Below are 21362 nucleotides of genomic sequence, written 5' to 3' on the forward strand. Positions count from 1 at the left end.
CAAATTTTATAAAGCGTATGTAATATTCTAAAATAATAAAAACACTATCAAAGTTTTTTAATTTGATAGTGTTTTTATTATTATCAGAATAGGCTTTAAGAATTTAAACCTGCCACAGCACTTTTTTTATCATTCCTACTCCTTAAGGATATTAGATTCCAAATTGGTAGAATATATATATATATTAAATAAGGTATACAGGAACTGTCCGTTCCTAGGATGGTAATTGGCACAAGGAGAGCAACATTCCAAGGAATTAGTGCAGAAATCATTATGGCTGTATTCTCTAAATCTATAGCTATACTTGAATTATCTATTTCATTTTTTTCATAGGCATTTTTGTTTAGCATATGAGTCAAAATTACTGCAAATACCTGACTGCAGCCCACAGCAGCAGTAAATATACTAGTAATTATCATATTTCTAAAAATTTCATATCTATAATTGGCTTTTCTTGTTATAGTTTCAATACTATTTAACATTTTAGTTTCTTCAACTATGCCTGCAAATGCTGATGCAACCAATATAACTAAAGATGTTTTCAGCATTAAAACTAGTCCTCCTCCTTTTATTACATTATAAAGAGTATTAGTTTTGTCCATACTATACCCAAAAATTATAAACTTAACGCAGTTTACTACAGTTTCATGCTGCATAAAAACCGCTAAAAAAAATGAGGTAATTATGCTTATAATAATAGAAACTCTAACCTTGACTTTAAACGCTGAAAGCACAATAATTACCACTGCTGGAAGCAAAGCAATAAGATTTATGTTAAATGCCTTGGCAAGTTCCACATTTATACCGCTGACGGAACTATGAAGTGGAAATACTCTTGATATTGTATAATAGAAGATTATTGATATACCAAAGGGAATGATGCATGTCTTGAACATGTTCCTAATATTATCATAAATATTAGTTCCTGTTAAATAGGCTACTAAGCTGGCACTTGAAGACATAGGAGAACACCTATCACCAAAATAAGCCCCAGCAATGATTGCTCCAGCTGTAGCTGCAATATTTGCCCCTCCTCCCTTTGCAATTACCATAAGGGCTATCCCTACCGTTCCTGCTGTTCCCACCGACGTACCAATTAAAGAGGATACAAGGCAGCTGATTAAAAAGGCACAGAGAATAAATATATTGGGTTTTATTAATCCTACTCCATAATAAACTATAGCTGCTACAGTACCTGAAGTCATCCACATAGCTATGACAGCTCCTATAAGCAAAAAAATTTTTATGACTATAAAAGATTTTTTTCCTCCATTATAAATCATAATTAGGGTATCTTTTGCAGAGTATCCTCTTTTCAATGACAATATAGAAAACAGCACCAGACCAACGGTTAATGGATATGCAAGAAATATTCCTTTATAAACACTTAAAACTAGTAATATAAATGTTATAGTAGTCGCTAAAATTAAATCCAAAGTAATCACCTTCTAAAACTCCATTTATTTCTTCTTTAATTATATCAGATATGCTGTCTAATTGACCTAAAAATTGATAATTATATATTATCTAAAAACTAAGATAAAATTCACTAATTTTAACCATTAAAAAAGGTATGAAAAAACTTTCATACCCTTTCTTAAGCTACTTAGACATCTCAATAGATTTTTTAGTACAACTTCTCATTGCAGAAATAACTGCATCTCTTAAGCCCTTTTCTTCAAGAGTAGCTACTGCTTCAATAGTTGTTCCTCCTGGAGAGCAAACCATATCTTTAAGTGCTCCTGGATGCATTCCTGTTTCTATCACCATTTTTGCTGCACCTAAAACCGCCTGTGCTGCAAATTTATAAGCTTGATTTCTTGGCATACCATCTAAAACAGCGGCATCTGCCATAGCCTCAATAAACATATATACATAAGCTGGTGATGAACCACTGACAGAGGTTACAACATCCATTAAATTTTCACTTACAACTTCTGATTTACCAAAGCTTTCAAAAATATTTTTAATTTCCCCTAATTCTTCCTTAGTTACTGCATCATTAGGACACAAAGCAGCCATTCCCTCTCCTACAAGTGCTGGTGTATTAGGCATTACTCTAACCACTTTTATCTTTCTTCCAAACTGTTCTTCTGTTCCATTAATAGATTTTCCTGCTGCAATAGTAACTACTACTACATCTTCTTTAATCTTATCCTTTATTTCTTTGATTATCACTGGATATAAATTCGGCTTTACCGACAGTATTAAAATATCACTATTTTCAGCAGCAGCTTTATTGTCCTTAGTTACTTTTACTCCATATTTTACTTCAGTTTCAGCAAGACTCTTTTCATTTAAGTCAGCCACTACTATATTAGCTGGTGAAACTATTTTTGCTTTGATTATTCCCCCAATCATCGCCTGTCCCATGTTACCGCATCCAATAAACCCTATTATTTTGTTCATTTTCCTTCACCTCTTAAACACTTTCCCATAATAATTTTCAATAAATAACCTAGCAGCATGCTCCTTCAAAGGATTGTTCTGTTCTATCGATTATTTCCTGCTGTAAAACCTTATCTAGGTTGTTGAAATAATCGCTATATCCGGCAACACGAACAATTAAATTTTTATATTCATCTGGATTCTTTTGGGCATTTATTAAAGTTTCCTTACTTACTACATTAAATTGAATGTGATGACCATCCATTGTAAAATATGCTCTTACTAAGCTTGCCATATTATTTAAACCTACTTCTCCCTGTACAACAGAAGGGTCAAATTTTTGATTTAATAAAGTTCCTCCCGTTCTTAAGTGGTCCATCTTGGCAGCGGATTTTACTACTGCTGTAGGTCCCTTTACATCCGATCCTTTTTCCGGAGAAATACCCTCTGAAACTGGAACCTGTGCTTTTCTTCCATTTGCACTTGCTCCCATAACAGAACCGAAGTAGATATGACAAGTAGTTGGAAGCATATTTATTCTGTGAACTCCTCCTCTTCCATTCTTTCTGCCATTTACCTCATTATAGTAAGCATCAAATATCTGCCTCATTACAGTATCTGCATAGTCGTCATCATTACCGTATTTAGGGGTCTTATTCCTTACCAGATTTAATATATCCTCATGACCTTCAAAGTTGTCTTTTAATGCTTCCATTAACTCTGACATAGATACATTCTTTTTATCGAAAACTTGATACTTAATGGCAGTTAAACTGTCTGTAATAGTTCCTATACCTACTCCTTGAATATAAGTGGTATTATATCTAGCACCACCGGCATTATAATCCTTTCCCTTTGAAATACAATCACTGGTTACTACTGAAAGAAATGGTACAGGCATTAAAGTTGCATATAATCTTTCAATTACTCTATTTCCTCTAACCTTTATATCTATAAAGTGCTTAAGCTGTTTCTTAAATGCCTCAAAAACTTCCTCAAAGCTTTCAAACTTTGTAACATCTCCTGTTTCTATGCCTAGCTTTTTACCAGTCATTATATCTACGCCGTTATTAAGTGTTATTTCAAGAATCTTAGGCAAATTAAAATATCCTGTGAGAATATAAGCTTCCTTTCCGAAAGCACCAGCTTCAACACATCCACTAGTACCACCACATCTAGCATCCTCTATTGATTTCCCCGCTCTTACTAGCTCTTGAATAACTGCATCTGCATTAAACATAGATGGCTGTCCCCATCCCTCTCTTGAAACTTCACAGGCCCTCTTTACGAATCTTTGTGGGCTCTTTTTACTAATTTGAACATTTGAACTAGGTTGCAGTAATCTCATCTCATCTATTACATCTAATAGAAGATAACTTACTTCGTTAACTCCATCTAATCCGTCTTTTCTTACTCCACCAATATTGATGTTGGCAAAGTCTGTATAAGTTCCACTTTCTTTTAAGGTTATTCCAACCTTAGGTGGTGCCGGTTGATTATTAAATTTAACCCAAAAACACTGTAATAGTTCCTCTGCTTCCTCTCTTGTCAATGTCTCCTCTTCTAATTCCCTACTATAGAAAGGGTATAAATGCTGATCTAATCTTCCTGGATTATATGCATCCCATGGATTTAACTCTGAAATAACACATAGGTGAACAAACCAGTACATCTGAAGAGCTTCTCTAAAATTTCTTGGAGCATTAGCTGGAACATGGCTACATACTTGTGATATTTCAAGTAACTCTTTTTTTCTAATAGGGTCCTCTTCCTTTTCTGCCAACTCTGCAGCATATTTTGCATAACGTTCTCCTAAAGTAATTACTGCATCACAGGCTATATTCATAGCTTCTAGTTGATTTCTCTTATCTAAAGCTTCGTCATCTCCATAATAGTCCAGTTTCCCCATAGCTATTTCTATATCTTTTTTAAACTCTAAAAAACCTTTATTAAATATTTTATCGTCTCCAGTAGTATGTCCAGGTCCCCTTTGCTCCATAAATTCTGTAAATATTCCTGCGGAATAACACTCTTTCCATTCCTCAGACATGCTTTCTAGAATTTTATGTCTCATAGATCTCTTTTCCCAGTATGGAATTATGACTTCCCTTTGAATTCTTTTATCTTCCTCAGTAACCTTAAAAGATATTTTTTCTCTCATATCCATTATTTCAAAATCTTCTATTGTGTGACAGCATAATTCAGGATAGGTTGGAGTTGCTGCTGGTGCCTCTCCTCTTTCTCCAACTATTAACTCCCCTTCGTTTATGCACAGTTCTTTTCTAGTCATTAGTTCTTTTAAAACTAGTGCTCTAAGTACAGGAACGCTGACCTTTCCTTCGTATTTTTGATAGACATCATTCTCAATTTTAGCTCTTTCCATAGAAATTCGTGGCTCTGCATTTAAACTCTGCTCTTTTAATTTTTTTACTCTTTCAGTCATCATGATCCGTTACCCCCCTATTTTAATCCTTATTCCGGACTTTTTAAATTTATCTGCTATTTCCTCCATCCTTTCATTAGATGGCTTTTCCATACCAGATAACCTATAGTCCATTTTAAGCCTTCTATACTTATCCATACCCATTTTATGATATGGCAATAAGTTTACCTGTAGAACATTTAGCTTTTCTATAAATTCTATAGCTTTTTCAATATGCTCACTATCATCATTGACACCTGCAATAATAGGCATTCTTATGAATATGTTACAGTTTTTATCTGATAGTTTTTTTAAATTTTCTAGGATTAAATCATTAGGTACATCCATATATTTCTTATGCATATCGTTATTCATATGCTTAAGATCAAATAAGAATAGGTCAACCTTGTCAAATATTTTCTCAAAGTTTTCCCAGGCCACATAGCCGCTGGTATCTACAGCAGTGTGAATTCCCCTTTCTTTGCAAAGCTTTAAAAGCTGGGCTAAAAAATCTGCATGAATTAAAGGCTCTCCCCCTGAAAATGTGACTCCTCCATTGGATTCATCATAAAAAACCTCATCCTTTATTATTTCCCTCATAAGCTCCTGAGCTGTCATATCTTTTCCTACATATTCCCTAGCATTATTCGGACAAAAATCAGTACATTTACCACAGATTTTACATTTGTTCTCATCTACAACAGGATAACTATCCTTGAACTGGATGGCCTTTTCAGGACATCTCTTGATGCAGCTCCCGCATCCTGTACATCTTTCTTCAAAGAACATGATTTCATGCTTTAAACTCTGACTTTCTGGATTATGACACCACCAACACTTTAAGGGACAGCCTTTTAAAAATACTGTTGTTCGAATTCCCGGCCCATCATGAATAGAGTACTTTTGAATGTTAATTACAGTTCCTGACGTCATTTCATCCTCCTATTAGCGTTAAATTTTTAACATTTATACTTAAAATAAATAATATCTAGTATTATTTATAAAAAAGTCAAACTCTCTAGATATTAATATTATTTATTTTTATTTTATTCTTTTACCTTACCAAAGATAAACTTGCTCAGTGAGTTTAATAGTTTACTACCTAAGAACACTTGGACCATTTACGGTCAAGATTTTTACAGTTTTGCTTGTGTAATTTGCCCAATTGTGGACAATGCTTGAGTTATAATGAGCACTATCTCCAGGATACAGTTCATGCTGTTCATTATTTATAAATAGTGTTAAAATTCCTTCTAAAACATAAATAAATTCTTCACCTTCATGTGGATAAGGCGCTACTTCCTCTTTGCTATTTGTAGGTAGTATCTCTATAAGCCTAGGCAGAAAGCTTTTCTCTCCTACATCATTTGTTAAATGATAGTGTATAAACTGATTACTATAGACCTGGAACACCTCTTTTTCATAGCTTCGAAGTATAACTTTTTTATTACTCTTAAAATCATCTAGAAAATAGGATAAGTTCACCTCTAGAGCTTTAGCAACCTTGTCTAAAGAATCTATAGCTATAGTGGTCAATCCTCTCTCTAATTGAGATAAAAACCCAATGGATAAATTTGTTTCGGCACTCAAATCCTTTAAGGTTAAATTTTTACTAATTCTTAATTCTTTTATCTTTCTTCCTACATCTTCTGTCATAAGTATTTCCTCACTATTTTTTAGTAAAATCTCGCTATTACGGTGCTAATATTTTAATAATTCTTACAATTATAATTATAATACTTATCTTTGGTAAAGTCTACTGTTTTTTCACTATGCTGAAAAAAATTTTATAGTTATAAAATTTAAACTACAAAATCACATTTAATTATTTCACAAAAAATTTATTTCTCTAATATAGAAGCGTAAATGAAAGTTAAACTTTAGCTGCTCAGTTGATTTTAATTATTAAAGATTTATAAATAAAAAAGGTTCACAATCTTTCATTTTCAGAAAAATTGTAAACCATCCCTTTTTAAATATTGTCATTATTTACGTCTGTAATATTTATAGCAAGATTACCATCTACTACAACCACTTCTCCATAGGCAATTACCTTTCCATTGACCTGTAGTTCTACTGGTTGATTTTCCATCTGATTTAACTGAAGCAGCGTTCCATTTTTAAAATTTAAAATTTCTTTTATGCTCCTCTGAGCATCTCCTAATACTACCTGTATATTTAAAGGAACATCTAGTATTGAGTTGGTATTCCTAGATACATTATCAAAATCACTAAATTGTTTATACTGAACTTTTTCTATACTATGCTCTAAAGAAGTTCCCTGTTCAGCATAACCTGCTATGCTGTTTTCTTCCTGCTTCTCCATAACAATTGCCTGTTCTTTTATTTTTTCTACAGCATCTTGCTTACTTTCGATTACAATATCATTAGATGGGCTCTCACAAGGAGCTTCAGTTCCCATCATTATAGACGCTATTTGCTTCACTGTTTCTCCTGATAATACCTGCATAATAACACTATCTAACAGATTTTCTATATGTAATCTAAAGGCTACTTGAACAACTTCCTCCTCTTCTTCAATGTTTTCCGACATATTAGAAGTCATAGAATCCCAAATCTTTGATTTTGGAGGAGATATGTCTACTTTCCTTGAGAACATAGTTGCCATAGCTGTAGCCGCTGAACCCATCATTTGATTCATTGCCTCAGAAACTGCACTTTCTTCTATTTCAGATAGTTCGTCTGAAGTAACTTGTCCCTCTCCGCCCATCATTATATTGGCTACTATAGCTGCATCTCTAACTCTCATTATCAAAATATTTTTTCCTGCAATTCCGGCAACATACTTTATCTCTAAAGCAATATTAGGTAGTTCAAAACTCTCTCTCATTTCCTTTAAGGTTGTAGTAGATATAGTTGGAGTAGTTATGTTAACCCTTTTTCCTATCATATCTGATAAAGCTGTGGAAGCAGATCCCATGGATATATTACCTACTTCCCCTAATATATCTTTTTCAATATCTGTTAAAATAATATTAGACCTGTTACTGCTTTCTCCATTCAACTGCTCATCACTAATATTTCCTTCTAATAAAGCATTTATTTCTTCTTGTGATAATCCATTACTCATAATTACACATCCTTACCTAAACAATCTATTATTTTGACCCCTTTGCGATGGTTTAATAAACCTACCTCTCCGTTGAAACAATGTTTTTCTTCCACTAATATACTTACCTTATTACTATACTTTTTATTAGTGACTAAAATTTTTCCCTTTTTTAAATTCATAACCTGATCCAAGGATAGCTGAAGTGTATCTAATATAACTTTTATATTTAGATTTGTGCTATCTAAATTATTACTTAACTGTCCATTTGAACTCCTATGTGTTACTTTTAATTTTCCTGAATGTTTTTCTATAGTTGAATATGGTATGCATATATTAAAGAAAGCATTTATCTTGCCAACATTTATTGAAAATGATAATAAAACAACATGTTCATCCTTTTCAAACAGGTTTATTTTAGCTGGATCTGTTTCCACATATTCAAGTTCTTCTCTAATAGTTAACACATCACTCCAAGCTTCTCTAAGTGCTGCTATAAAATCACTGGTTATTTCCATAAAAGTATTCTTGTCTTCTTCAGAAAATGTTGAAATATTTAATTCACAAGTTTCACCTTTGCCTAAAAGAAGATCTTCTATCTGAAAAACCAAAGTAGGACTTGTTTCAAATAGTAAGTATCCTTCTAATGGATTCAATTTAAATACTGTCACAACTGTTGGACAAGGAATAGACCTTATAAATTCTTCATATCTTATTTCCTCTATAGACTCTAACGCAATCTCTGCCTTTACGCTACTTACAATAGATGAAGATAATATTTCACTGTATTTTGTATGAATATATTTTAAAACCTCCATATCCTTATCAGAGAACCTTAGGCTATCCTCTAATACCGTAGAGGGAATATTACTTTCATCAGCAGTTACTGTTTCTTCCCCAATCATTTCGCCAGCTGCCATAGCTGCCAGTAACGCATCTATTTCACTTTGAGATAAAACATCTGACATATTAAGCCCTCATTTCACCGATTAATTAGATTAATTAAATATCTACCTTTGACTAGGTTTTCTTAACTAACCTTATTATAGCAAACTATTGAGATTATGAGAAATATTTATTTTCATCCTAATTCAGCTAGCATTAGAGATAGCAGCTGGCTACGCTAAGCATAAGAGAGGGTTTGCTATTAGCGAACCCTCTCTTAGTGTTGTAAAAATACAAAATCATTCTTTAATTCAAAATCTAAATTCATAGAAATTTTATTTAGCTTAGCCAGAACTTCCTGTTCCCTGTTTCCTTTTAGTGGTGTAGGACAGTAATCATTTACATAACTCACAGATGAAATACTGCACGGAATGACTTTGATTCCGTAAGATACAAGGTTATTGTCCTTAAATACAAATTTTGTCTGAAGGATAAAGGTGTCCTTATCTCTTGGGTTCATATTACCACCAAAGGCAAAGTTTCCAAGACTATATGCAATAATTTTATTTTTATACTTTTCAATTCCCTGAATTACATGAGGATGATGACCTACAATTAGGTCTGCTCCTTGATCTATAGCATAATGAGCAATTTGTTTTTGCCCTTCACTTGGATAATAGGAGTTCTCCTGTCCCCAATGAAAATTAATTACAACAGTATAACCTTTACTTTTTAGTTCTTCTATATCGCCTTTAACCTTCTTTAGGAAAGCCTCATCAGAGCTAAATCCCCTATATCCTAAAAATGCCATCTTATTTCCATTAACTTCAGTTAACCACTTATTTCCTTCACCAAAGTAATTAATTCCCTCTGCCTTTACTGCAGCAATTGTATCTTTAAAACCTTTATCTAGATAATCGTATATGTGATTATTAGAAAGGTTTACTGCTTCTATATTTCCTAATGGAAGGCTTTTTGCGTATTCTGGAGGAGCTTTAAAATTAAATTGCTTCTCAGCTTTTACTGTTGCATTTGTAAAGGTGGTTTCTAAGTTAACAGTAGTAATATTATCCTCTTTAAAAATTTCTGCCACATTCTTAAAAAAATAAGAATAATCATTCCCCTTTTGATTTAAAACTGCTGGTAGGCTATTAGCATATCCAAAATTTGTATCATGTCCTATAGTGCAATCTCCAGCGCTACTTAAAAGCACCTCTGTTTGAACTGGTTCTTTTTTATCAATAGTATTTTTTTCATTATTACTATCTTTTTCACTACTATTATTGCTAGAAACCTTTTCATCAGCTAGTTTCTTATAGACAGTTTTATGTAAACTATAATAAGAACCTCCAACAAATACAAGGAACATGAGGACAGTTATAACTATTTTTTTCACCTTTACTTCTCTATTCTCTTTCTTCCTTACCAAAAATATCCCTCCATTTTCACTATGATTAATTTACCCTATCAAAACACACTTAACTGGGAACCATAATCTCCCCAGCAAATTATAGTTCCCACTAACCAACTGGAAATATATCTAATTTCTACATTTTTTCTAATATTCCTTTTCTATAACTTTCCACTTTTTCTGTAATTTTATAATTACTTTCTTCCAATATATTAATGAAACCTTTTATATTCCCTAAAGTTTCACTATTATTACTTTCTTTTATTGCATTTGTGTAGCTGATTTTAGCTTCAGGCACTAACTCTTTTGTATCATATTGAAAAATTGGAGTATTATTTGCACCGTATAAGATAAAGACTATATATTGCTTATACAGCTGCCTTACATCATTTATTTTTACTGAATTCCCGTACTTACTAATGAACTCTTCCTGTTTCAGTGCTCTTTTCAACAACTCATCCCAGCTAATCATAAGAGCTGCATCTTTTATAGGAGTCTTATTTGATTCAACAGCCATTATTTGTATATAATTCTTAATATCTTCTGTTACATATGGGCTATATTGTTTATAAGACTCATAGTCCAACACAGGAAAGTACATTCCCTCTGCAGTTTCAATTTTATATCCACCGTTTCTTGTTTCTACTAACAGATCTTTTAGTTCTTTGTCCTCAATGTAGTCTATTTTGTTTATGTTAAAATTAATGTTATATATTTTGTTAATCTTACTTTGCATATCATCATTAGAGAATCTTTCCTCTAGCTTAGGCAAATTCTTTTTCTGCATTTCTTCCAGTTTAAAAATCATTGTTGATGCATATTCCTTTGAAACCTTTGCAACATTGTCATTTACAACTTTGATGAATTGATTTGTACTAGTATCTTTCTTTATTAAATCATCAAGGTTATCAAGTATGGCCCTTTGTTTCTCTGAGGTTAAAACCTCTGATTCCTCCTTTGATATTCCTTTTTCCTTATTTTCTTTTGAACTATTTAATCCTAGGTATCCTTTAAAGGACTCATTGGCATTTGTTAACCCTACTCCAGCTAAAATTAGAGTTACTAATATTGTGATTACTGTCCTCTTTATTGATTTTTTACTAAACTTTGAAATCATGATAATCCTCCTTTTTAACTCAGACTTATTTATCATTCCTGTTACTCCTGGAGCTAGGCGGTTATTAAAAAACATCTTTGTCAAGTTTATTATTGTCTCACCGTAGCTTACACGTTCTGTGAAGCTTATACTATTTAGAACCGTTTCATCACAGGCAATTTCGCAGTCTAATTTCATTCTGTTTAGTGCATACCATATTACAGGATTAAACCAGTGTATTGCTTGTACTAATATAATTGTCCAATTTATCAATATATCCTTTCTCTTTACATGAGCAAGTTCATGTAGAAATATATATCTTATTTCTTTCATTGAAAATTCATCAATAATTCCTGAGAATATGAAAATTTTAGGTTTTAAGAGTCCTAAGAGATAAGGTGCTTTGTTCTCATTATTAATAATAATAGAAATGTCTCCTTTTACTTTCATTTCCTTTTTACATTGCTGCAAAAGCTGAGTTATGTTATCCCTTTCCCATTTAGATCCTTTTTCACCTATCCTTTGAAGCCTCATATTCACAGTTATCACATATATAATTATAGTTAAAATACCTATAAACCATATTCCAGCCAAATAACTGCTAATAGCACTCCTATTATTACTTACAATACTAATATCCATAGTATTATTTTTGTAAATTTCCTTGTTTATTGAGTTTCCTATAGTAACCTTATCCTTCAAATTACTATTTATCTCTTTCGTAGAATCATTATTTATTGCTTTATTTTGTAAGTTCTCGTTACTGTGGTCTTGCTCCTTAATACTGTTATCTTTATTTAATATATTATTTTGAAGTAATTGAATGCTTCTTTGAGCACTGCTGAATAAATTAAATATACTAAAGTTGCTTTGCAGGTTATAGGGTATTATAAGCCTTAGGATAAGAAGAAACCAAATATAATAGTGCCATTTGGCACTTAATCTATTGTTAAATAGTTGTTTAATCATTACTATTAACAAAGCAACTATACTTCCCATAAAAGATAAAGGAATTACTGTTTTAAACAATATTAATAAATTCATATCTCACCTACTTAGTTCTTACTTTTATTCAATATACTCTGCAACTCTTCAATTTCTTCTTCTGTTAGTTTCTCTTCTTTTATAAAATTTGAAATCAGAAGATTAATAGAACCGTCATAAACTTTTTGTAAAAAAGATTTTGTTTCTTCTCTTTTACATTCTTCTTCAGAAACAAGTGGATAGTATAAATAATGTGATGAATTCTTTTCTACTCCAAGTGCCTCTTTTTTAACTAATCTACTTATGAGTGTATGTATGGTCTTTGAACTCCATAGGCTGTCTTGTTTTAAGCCATCAATAATTTCACTTGAAGTAATAGGTGTCCTTTTCCACACTACTTTCATAACCTGCCACTCTGCATCTGATATCTTAGGTAATTCCTTCAATTAATAACACCCCTTCTTACAAATGTAGTCTATATAATTAGATTACATTTGTAGTACCATTTTGTCAATAACAATTTATTTAATAGATCCTAATTTCCTTATATAAATTGCTTTTAAGAAAATCTTAAGAAATCTAGTAACATTATTTTAAGATTTTATAGCTAGAATAAAAATATAAATTAAAAACGAATTAGGGGGATTTTACATTGAAACATTCTAAAAAAATTGCAATATTCTTTTCTTTTATTCCTGGAGCTGGTCACATGTATCTTGGACTTACTAAACATGGTATACAGCTTATGATGTTATTTTTCTTAACTTTTGGTATAAGTGTCTCTACTGAAATAGAACTTATTGCAGCATTTCTGCCTATCATATGGTTCTATAGCGTTTTTGATGTAAGATCAAAAGCTTCCGGTGAAGAGCCGCTAATTGACTCCGATTTAAAAATCTTTTCAAGTATTGGCTACGAAAATAATTTTACTAAAACAAATACGGCCTACAAATACCTAGGATATGGATTCATCTTCTTAGGAATAGCTGCACTAGTTAACAATATAATTTTCCCTATTGTTGGACAATATGTAGATTATCAATTTATAAGATTTACAAGATCAGCCTTTACTTCACTATTCTTTATAGTTATAGGATTTGTTCTTCTAAGGAGTAAAAATAGGGCTATTTTAGAGAAAGGTGATGAGAACTCATGGGGGGAAGACGAGTAGGAACTTTATCTTTAGGGATACTTTTAATAGTAACTGGATTGGTCTACCTCCTAGGTAATTTATATAACCTAGAAGTTAGCCTTCAAATTCTAAAGTGGTGGCCAATTACCTTAATAATGATAGGTTCAGAAATCTTAATCTACAACCAAGCTGCATTAAAAGAAAATAGTAAAGTAGTTTTTGACGGAAAAAGCCTTTTTCTTATCCTTTTAATTTTACTTTTTTCTTTTAGTGCTTGCATTTTTGACAAAATAGGAGGGAACCTTTTATACCATATTTATCCTATGAGCAGTTCTTTAATAATGCAAAGTAGCTCTTTTTAGTAGCTGCTTTGCATTATTACTTTGTTGTCTTTTATAAATTTTCATGCTATTTTAAAGGTCACTGTAAATCGCTGCCTTATCCTTAAAAGAAGGATGCTATATTTATTGCATACCTAGTTAGTCCCGTGATAAAATCTAGTTACTATATAGCTTTTGGAGGAGATAGTGTGAACCTAAAAGAAAAAGTTAAAAGTCTTCCTTCTTCCCCAGGGGTATATCTCATGAAAGATTCTCTTAACAGTGTAATTTATGTGGGTAAATCAAAGAACTTAAAAAATAGAGTTGGCTCTTACTTTCAAAGCTCTAACTCTCGCTCTCCAAAGACTGCTAAATTAGTTAAAAATCTTAAAGACTTTGAGTATATACTTACTGACACAGAGTTTGAAGCCTTTATGCTAGAATGTAAATTGATAAAAGAAATAAAACCTATATATAATCGACTAATGAAAAGTCCTAAAGCTTATTCCTATATAAAAATAAAAGTTAACGACAGGTATCCTGATATCCAAATCTCTAATGAAGCTGATAAGAGTGATGGAAACCTTTATTTTGGTCCATATACAAATAAGAGTACAGTAGAACGGGGACTTCTTGCCATAAAAGAGCACTATAAAATACTATGCAGCAATAACTGGCGAAAAGCCTCATCTTGTTTAAATTATTCTTTAGGCCTGTGCATTGGCATGTGTTTAGATACTGCCCCTAAAAATCAGTATACTGATATTTTGGACAAGATAATAAAGTTACTGAGTGGTACTGATAAGAGTATTATTATGGACATAGAAAGCAAGATGATAAGTGCATCAGAAAAATTTGATTTTGAAAACGCTGCTAAGTATAGAGATTACTCAAGTGCAGTGAGTTATCTAATAAATAAGGCAAAGATTGTTAAATTTACAGAAGGAAATAAAAACATTGCTTTATTGGAGCATTTAAGTGATGATATCCTGAAACTTTTTCTCATTAGAGGAAATAAGGTGCTTTTTACTGAAAAATATGAATTAGAGAATTTTGATTTAACAGAATTAAAAACTATCTTTAAAACTAACATCCTATATTATTTTAATAATGAAACCCTGAAAAATTCAATAGATATAGGAAAAGATGAAATCGATGAAGTTGAAATAATTTATGCCTATTTAAAAAATAAGTCTAACGGCTGCAAGTATACTGTGGTTTCAGATAAATGGCTTACCTGTCCAAATAATACTAGCTTAGATAGGATCATTGACAAGTTACTTCTAAATGCCAAATAGCACCACGGGAATTTTATATATTACTTATCTGAGGTCAGCACTTCTGCTGGCTTCAGATAAGTAAACAGCTTCATTTAGCATCAAAACCTTACTTAATAACTCCATGATGTTTAATAGTATAATTTACCTTAACATTAAACACAGTTTTTTTATAGTTTTCTTTCCACTGGTCTTCCTTCCACTGTGCTCCGTATTTTGCTCTCATCATACTGCCTACACCTATGGGGTCACTACCTACTTCCTGAGTATACTTAAGCACTTTCTCACAAATACCAGTGATTTCATCACCTACAAGCTTCTCTAGTTCACTTTTGTCTTTATTATCCTTTATTCCACCCCATCGATATTCTTGAACATTTCCTCTCATATCAAGAGAGATATCAACCTTGGGAATTCCATTGTCCATTCTTACTTTTATCTTTCTTTTAGTTCTATTTATGGAAAAGGAGCTTGCAGTCTTAGGTCTATTACCTTCTAGAAAAGATCTTGAGGTTTCAAATGAATACACAGACCTTCTCATCTCACCCATCATAGCTAATAATATGGCGGTATCGCGAATATCTATTTCCCCTACAAGTTTATCTCCTGAAAATAATGCGCTTCCCATTACCTTTATTCCTATATTTTCATCACTTTCAAGTTTTATTCTAGGAACAATAGGGTCTATTCCTGGTGCAAAATAGGCTATGCAAAAATTATGGACTCTTGTTTCAGGTATACTAGCCCTTTTAATATTGTTATCTATTAACCTGTTTATATAGAAACCTGGTGCTGGCTTATCTTTCATTTCATTAGCCTTTTTTAAAAGCTCCTTGGTACTTCCATCAACTACTATAACCATAGCTAAAGGTGAACTTTCTGTATCTCTTTCTGATACCTCGATTAAATCTGAAATGCCTATTGAAGCTAACTCTTTAGAAAAAAGAATCTGTTGAAGTTTCCCACCTACTGTAAGATTGTATGAGGTAGCTCTCGACTCTTCTCTGCTTCGCTGTGGTGAATTCACCTCTTCGGTGATAATTTCCGACTTGCTGCTGATTTCTTCTTCATATACTGGTGCTGACCTGGTTATAAGAAGACGTTTTTCCGGTGAAATATCCATTCCCATAGTAAGATCTATCTTCAGGCGTCCTATTGGCTGCTGGTCCCAACAGCCTGTAAATAAATTAGGTAAGAGTAGTAGTATTAATAGTATAATAGTTTTTTTAATCCTTTTCTTTTTCATATGTATCATCACTTTAATCCACTCCGCGCCCTTAATAAACATATAAAATAACTTATTAATGTCAATATAATAACTCCCATCCCAACATAACCAAGAATATTAAGCAGGTTGCGTATTTCTATACTTGTCTTTGGAAGAAGGCTTAAAGGCACAACTAACAGCAAGATACCTATAAAAAGGGCAATTCTACTACTATTTATATCTCTGGTACCTATTGGAATTCTCATCAACTTGCTTAAACCATAGTAAGTACAAAAATAATAGGACAGCATAGTAGTTCCCATGGAAGGCATCCAAAGAGAAACGAATATCAAGTCAAGTCTCTCAAAAACAAATACCCTGTGGGAGCTTGAAAAACTAAAAAGAGGAAAGACCAGTCTTAATAACATCTCTTCACCAAAAAACAGCGTTAATACTAGTACAGTGGCTGTGTAAAATAAGGTTGTAATAAAGTTTCCTAATACTGCATACTTAAGAGCCTTATCTTTATCTTTAATATCAGAATATATAAAAAGTGCAAGCTCCGGACCAAGGTATGACATGGTAGTTGCTAATGTGGTTTTAAGGATGGCAGGGATACCAGCTTCTCCTATGGGCAGTATAAAATCCATTCTATAGTCGTATAGTGAAAATAAATATAGTATTATAGAAGAAAATAATACTATATAAATAACATTTCCAAATCTTGAAATTGCCTTTAATCCATACCAAGCTAAATAAATTTCTGGTATTAGACAGAGCAATACCAAAGCAAAAATCGGTGTTAACTTTAGTATGGTGATTCTAACCATTTCCACGAAAGCGCGGAGGGTAACAATAGTTCCAAAGTAAACGTAAATAATATATATTAAGCTAACAATCAAGGAAAAATACTTACCATATATTACTTTATTAATTTCAATCAATGATTTTCCATCAAATCTTCTTAAAAAAAGCATTATAAGTAGTGTTAGTGTACTAAAAAGCATTCCTGCTAGCAAAACTACAATCCATCCATCATGACCTACATCTTCTGCAAGAGTGGAAGGCAAAGTTAAAATTCCTATACCTATCTGTGAGGACACGATAAATGCTATTAGCTGTTTTGATGTTATGCTGTTCCAATCATTTTCCACCTTTTTTACCTCTTTTCACATCGGAAGGCTTAGCGATATCTGGTCTACTCTTTAAATTTTTCATAGGGATTCTTATAAAGGAATCCTTTAAATCTTTCATTTTAAATGGAGTAATTGGCTGAAAGTACGGCTGACCTAAGGATTCAAGCACCAATAAATGGGCTAAAAATATTGATGAACCAATGATAATACCCATCATTCCAAAAACTCCAGCTAATAACATAAAGGCAAATCTGGTAAGTCTTATCGCTAAAGCCATGTCAGTATTCGGTATTACATAAGAGGCAATGGCAGTAACTGCAACTACAATAAGCAATAGCTGTCCTACTATACCTGCTTCTACTGCAGCCTGACCAATGACAAGCCCTCCTACAACCCCTATAGTGGTTCCTATATAGGTTGGAAGTCTAGTGGCCGCTTCTCTCAAAAGCTCTATTGTAATCTCCATAAATAAAGCTTCCATAATCGGAGTAAAGGGAACTCTTGCTCTTCCTTTAGACAAAGGTACAAGTAAATCTAATGGAATTGCATAATAGTGGAAAGTTACAATAGCTATGTATAAGGCCGGCAAAAAGAGAGCAAGTATCAATGCAAAACCTCTAAGTAATCTTATAAAAAAACCTGCAATCCAACTGGAGTTATAGTCATCCGGCGCTTGAAAAAAAGCTGAGAAGCTAACAGGTACTATGGACACAGTGGGAGTTCCATCTAGCATTATTGCAAGCTTTCCCTCCATAAGAGAAGCAATTACCTTGTCTGTTCTTTCTGTAGATTGGTATTGTGGTAAAGTCGAGTGTGGAAAATCTGTAACAAGCTGTTCTATGTATCCTGTATCAATTAAAGCATCTATATTTATATTTCTTATTCTGTTTAACAGATTATTTAAAACTTCACCATTGGCTATTCCATCAATATATACCACATATACATTTTGTTTTGTAATTTCTCCTACTTCAATCACTTTAAATTTTAACCTTCTGCTTTTAATGTTTCTTCTAAGTAGTGAAATATTTGTTGAAATATCCTCTATAAACCCTTCATGAGGACCTTTAATGCTTTTTTCACCTATAGGTTCGCTAATGTCCCTTTTTACCGGTGTTTTCAACCACACGCCAATTGCCAGGTTCACACTATCTGCTATGAGAATAGTGCCTCCGTGAAATATTTCATCAACTATCTTAGCTACATCATAGTAATAAGTCACCATAGGTATAGGTAATTTATCTACATTGTCTTTATTATTTAAGTCTGCTGAATTTAAAGATAATATAGGGCTTATAAACACTTGAAACATTAGTTCTAGATTTACAAGTCCTTTAAGATATATGACATATCCTTCTTTTCCATCTTTAAAAACTACTCTTTTTTTAATTATATCTGGACTGTCCGTGGTCAATTGATTAATTTGAGTTAGTGCATCGTTATAGGGTGGTAAAGATTTATTGCTAAACTCTGAATTATTGCTCTTTTGCTCTGTATTTTCATTATTGTAACTCATAGTAATATCACCCTTATTAGTATCTGAAAGGTAACGTAATTTATTCACATCAATTTAGGCCACTACTGATAGGCTATATGTAATATTAGGTTCAAAAGAAGCTTTGCTAGTTTCTAATATAAGTATCTACTTTACTAATGTTTATTGATTAGAGTATACTTTTAGTAGGTATGGATAATTTTAATTATTGTTTTTCTTTACCTTTTCTGTGAATGTTTAAAAGTAATTAGCTATACTTATTTTGAGTTTTATCGCTTACATATCAATAATTAAAATCTAAGGGGAGGTGTATTATTTTGTTAGGAACTAAGATTAGAGAAATCAGACTTGAAAAAGGTCTAAAATTAAATGAATTGGCAGAGAAGACTCAGTTAACGTCAAGTTATATTTCGCAAATTGAGCGAAATATTACCGAACCATCTCTTTCATCACTAAAAAAAATTGCAATTTCTTTAGGAGTGCCTATTTATACTTTTTTAAGTACTGAAAAGAAACAGAATGTTTATATCCAATCTACTATGCGAAAAAAGCTTGAGCTTCCAAATTCAAGCATGGTCTATGAGTTTATATCACCTATGGCATCGGATAAAGAGGTAGATATTAAAATGGAAACTATATATTTTCAACTAGAACCTGAGAGTTGGAGCAATGATGAATTTATGCTGCATGCCGCAGATGAATGTATATTCGTTATTGAAGGGAAAATCGAACTGTTCTTAGGAGATGAAAAGTATATTTTAAATAGTGGAGATAGCATTTATATAAAAGAGAACATGCCACATAAATTCTATAATCCAACTTCTGAGAAAGTTACTGGAATTTCTAATATTTGCCCGCCAATATACTAAGTTTCACTATATATTAACAATGATAAATATTTACTTTCTACATAGACTTCACCCTATATTCTTCAATAAAGAATGTAGGGTTTTTAAGTAATACTTATTTTTTTAATTATTACTTAAAATTGGTTGTATTTTCCTGTAACTAGTAGTATTATTAAACTATAGTTAATTTATTAATATATATTTAATAATAGTGGATATTTTATGGGGGTGTTTATTTTGAAAGAAAATACTATCCGTTGTCATAGTGTTGTTGAGCAGGACAGTGAAGTAATTCCATCTGGTTGCAGAGTTCCTTATTATCCTTTAGTTATAAAAAGTGGAAGTGGAGCAATAATGAAGGATGTTGATGGTAATGAATATATTGATATGTTATCTAGTGCAGCAGCACTAAATACCGGACAAGCTCATCCAAAAGTTGTAGATGCTATAATAAAACAGGTAAAAGAATTCATTCACTATACCCCAGCCTATGTTTATCATGAGGCTCTAGTAAAATTAGCTAAGGAACTTACAGAAATTACACCAGGTAACTTTAGCAAAAAGGTTGCCTTCGGCTTAAGTGGCTCTGACTCCAATGATGGGATGATAAAGTTTGCTAGAGCCTATACAGGCAGAAGTAAAATAATTTCCTTTGTTGGTTCCTACCACGGATCCACTTATGGTTCTATTTCCCTTTCTGCTATAAGTTTAAATATGCGTCGTAAAATCGGACCATTATTGCCAGACATTGATCATATAAATTATCCAGATTGTTACCGTTGTAAATTTGATAAAAAGGAAGATTGCTGCAAATTAGAATGTTTAGAAGAGCTAGAGGATAAGTTTAGAAATTACTTGCCTCCAGAAGAAGTGGCAGCAATTGTAATGGAACCTATAGCCGGTGATGGAGGACTAATTGTACCGCCTAAAAAATATGTTCATGCCTTATATAACCTATGTAAGAAAAATGGTATCCTCTTTGTTGTTGATGAAATACAACAAGGCTTTGGAAGAACAGGAAAATGGTTTGCTATAGAAAATTTTGATGTAGAACCAGATATAATAGTAATGGGAAAATCTATAGCATCCGGCATGCCTATGAGTGCCATTGTTGCAAGATCAGAGATCATGGAATCCTTAGATGCCCCTGCACATGTATTTACAACTATGGCTAATCCAGTAAGCTGCAGTGCTGCTCTTGCTACTATAAGTGTAATAAAAGAAGAAGAACTTATGAAGCGTTCTAAAGAATTAGGTGATTATCTTAAAGTACGGTTCAATGAAATGAAAGACAAATATTCAATAATTGGTGACGTTCGTGGTATGGGCTTAAGTATAGGCGTTGACTTAGTTACTGACAGGAATACTAAGGAGCGTGCAAGAGAAGCTGCTGCAAAGATATGCTACCGCTGTTGGGAAAAAGGTGTAATTCTTACCTTCTTTTCTAATAACGTACTTCGTGTTCAACCTCCACTTGTAATAACAAAGGAACAGATTGATAAAGCAGTAGCTATTATAGAAGAGTCAATAAATGAATATCTAAAAGGAGATATTCCTGATGAAGTTTTGCTAGAGGCAAAGGGATGGTAAGGTAATAAGATAGTAAATTTTAAGATAATAATAAATTAAAAGCGGCTGGTTTAACCAATCGCTTTTAATTTATTTCAAATTTCCTCTTAAAATATGCATTT

General features: G+C 32.4%; 18 protein-coding genes. 5 read left to right on the forward strand and 13 right to left on the reverse strand.

Annotated features, from left to right (window positions below):
- Window positions 1-95: 95 nt before the first annotated feature.
- The 10 genes from P8V03_RS04715 to P8V03_RS04760 all read right to left on the reverse strand — a co-directional run bounded on the left by P8V03_RS04715 (window position 96) and on the right by P8V03_RS04760 (window position 12702).
- The gene (locus tag P8V03_RS04715) at window positions 96-1445 is read right to left on the reverse strand and encodes a Na+/H+ antiporter NhaC family protein (RefSeq protein ID WP_318796965.1); all 1350 of its coding nucleotides are present in this window, start codon (window positions 1443-1445) and stop codon (window positions 96-98) included.
- 157 nt (window positions 1446-1602) lie between these two features.
- A complete protein-coding gene (gene proC / locus P8V03_RS04720) occupies window positions 1603-2409 on the reverse strand; it encodes a pyrroline-5-carboxylate reductase (RefSeq protein ID WP_318796966.1) in 807 nt (268 codons plus the stop codon).
- A 49-nt stretch (window positions 2410-2458) separates the two neighbouring features.
- Window positions 2459-4834: a trans-4-hydroxy-L-proline dehydratase gene (hypD, locus tag P8V03_RS04725; protein ID WP_318796967.1), complete on the reverse strand. Its 2376-nt coding sequence runs from the start codon at window positions 4832-4834 to the stop codon at window positions 2459-2461.
- Between the two features lie 6 nt (window positions 4835-4840).
- Complete coding sequence (locus tag P8V03_RS04730; RefSeq protein WP_261673184.1) at window positions 4841-5743, reverse strand: trans-4-hydroxy-L-proline dehydratase activase; 903 nt, start codon at window positions 5741-5743, stop codon at window positions 4841-4843.
- Between the two features lie 165 nt (window positions 5744-5908).
- Window positions 5909-6466, reverse strand: a complete 558-nt coding sequence (locus P8V03_RS04735; protein ID WP_261673185.1) for a helix-turn-helix domain-containing protein — start codon at window positions 6464-6466, stop codon at window positions 5909-5911.
- 316 nt (window positions 6467-6782) lie between these two features.
- Window positions 6783-7901, reverse strand: a complete 1119-nt coding sequence (gene fliY, locus P8V03_RS04740) for a flagellar motor switch phosphatase FliY (protein ID WP_261673186.1) — start codon at window positions 7899-7901, stop codon at window positions 6783-6785.
- Between the two features lie 2 nt (window positions 7902-7903).
- The gene (locus P8V03_RS04745; RefSeq protein WP_318796968.1) at window positions 7904-8848 is read right to left on the reverse strand and encodes a flagellar motor switch protein FliM; all 945 of its coding nucleotides are present in this window, start codon (window positions 8846-8848) and stop codon (window positions 7904-7906) included.
- Window positions 8849-9042: 194 nt separating this feature from the next.
- Window positions 9043-10194, reverse strand: a complete 1152-nt coding sequence (locus P8V03_RS04750; protein WP_318796969.1) for a CapA family protein — start codon at window positions 10192-10194, stop codon at window positions 9043-9045.
- Window positions 10195-10312: 118 nt separating this feature from the next.
- Window positions 10313-12316, reverse strand: a complete 2004-nt coding sequence (locus tag P8V03_RS04755; RefSeq protein ID WP_318796971.1) for a M56 family metallopeptidase — start codon at window positions 12314-12316, stop codon at window positions 10313-10315.
- 11 nt (window positions 12317-12327) lie between these two features.
- A complete protein-coding gene (locus tag P8V03_RS04760) occupies window positions 12328-12702 on the reverse strand; it encodes a BlaI/MecI/CopY family transcriptional regulator (RefSeq protein ID WP_318796972.1) in 375 nt (124 codons plus the stop codon).
- Window positions 12703-12908: 206 nt separating this feature from the next.
- On the opposite strand from P8V03_RS04760, the gene P8V03_RS04765 reads away from it, so the two are divergent.
- From P8V03_RS04765 to P8V03_RS04770, 3 genes are all read left to right on the forward strand, one after another.
- Entirely contained in the window at window positions 12909-13427 is a 519-nt protein-coding gene (locus P8V03_RS04765) for a hypothetical protein (RefSeq protein ID WP_261673193.1), read from the forward strand.
- Entirely contained in the window at window positions 13409-13750 is a 342-nt protein-coding gene (locus P8V03_RS19180; RefSeq protein ID WP_261673194.1) for a LiaF transmembrane domain-containing protein, read from the forward strand. The genes P8V03_RS04765 and P8V03_RS19180 overlap by 19 nt, the downstream gene beginning before the upstream one ends.
- A gap of 167 nt (window positions 13751-13917) precedes the next feature.
- The gene (locus tag P8V03_RS04770) at window positions 13918-15006 is read left to right on the forward strand and encodes a GIY-YIG nuclease family protein (RefSeq protein ID WP_318796974.1); all 1089 of its coding nucleotides are present in this window, start codon (window positions 13918-13920) and stop codon (window positions 15004-15006) included.
- An 88-nt stretch (window positions 15007-15094) separates the two neighbouring features.
- On the opposite strand, the gene P8V03_RS04775 is transcribed toward P8V03_RS04770, so the two are convergent.
- From P8V03_RS04775 to P8V03_RS04785, 3 genes are read right to left on the reverse strand one after another with little or no spacing between them, the layout of a single operon-like run.
- Window positions 15095-16240, reverse strand: a complete 1146-nt coding sequence (locus P8V03_RS04775; protein ID WP_318797104.1) for a Ger(x)C family spore germination protein — start codon at window positions 16238-16240, stop codon at window positions 15095-15097.
- Window positions 16240-17346 (reverse strand): GerAB/ArcD/ProY family transporter, encoded by a 1107-nt coding sequence (locus tag P8V03_RS04780; RefSeq protein ID WP_261673196.1) that lies wholly within the window; start codon window positions 17344-17346, stop codon window positions 16240-16242. The genes P8V03_RS04775 and P8V03_RS04780 overlap by 1 nt, the downstream gene beginning before the upstream one ends.
- Window positions 17336-18844 (reverse strand): spore germination protein, encoded by a 1509-nt coding sequence (locus P8V03_RS04785; RefSeq protein WP_318796975.1) that lies wholly within the window; start codon window positions 18842-18844, stop codon window positions 17336-17338. The genes P8V03_RS04780 and P8V03_RS04785 overlap by 11 nt, the downstream gene beginning before the upstream one ends.
- Window positions 18845-19140: 296 nt before the next feature.
- On the opposite strand from P8V03_RS04785, the gene P8V03_RS04790 reads away from it, so the two are divergent.
- Together P8V03_RS04790 and P8V03_RS04795 are read left to right on the forward strand one after the other, a co-directional pair.
- Complete coding sequence (locus P8V03_RS04790; protein WP_261673198.1) at window positions 19141-19692, forward strand: helix-turn-helix domain-containing protein; 552 nt, start codon at window positions 19141-19143, stop codon at window positions 19690-19692.
- 216 nt (window positions 19693-19908) lie between these two features.
- Entirely contained in the window at window positions 19909-21261 is a 1353-nt protein-coding gene (locus P8V03_RS04795; RefSeq protein ID WP_261673199.1) for an aspartate aminotransferase family protein, read from the forward strand.
- Window positions 21262-21362 lie beyond the last annotated feature (101 nt).

The organism is Clostridium tanneri (genome assembly GCF_033659955.1).
Taxonomy (GTDB): domain Bacteria; phylum Bacillota; class Clostridia; order Clostridiales; family Clostridiaceae; genus Clostridium_AM; species Clostridium_AM tanneri.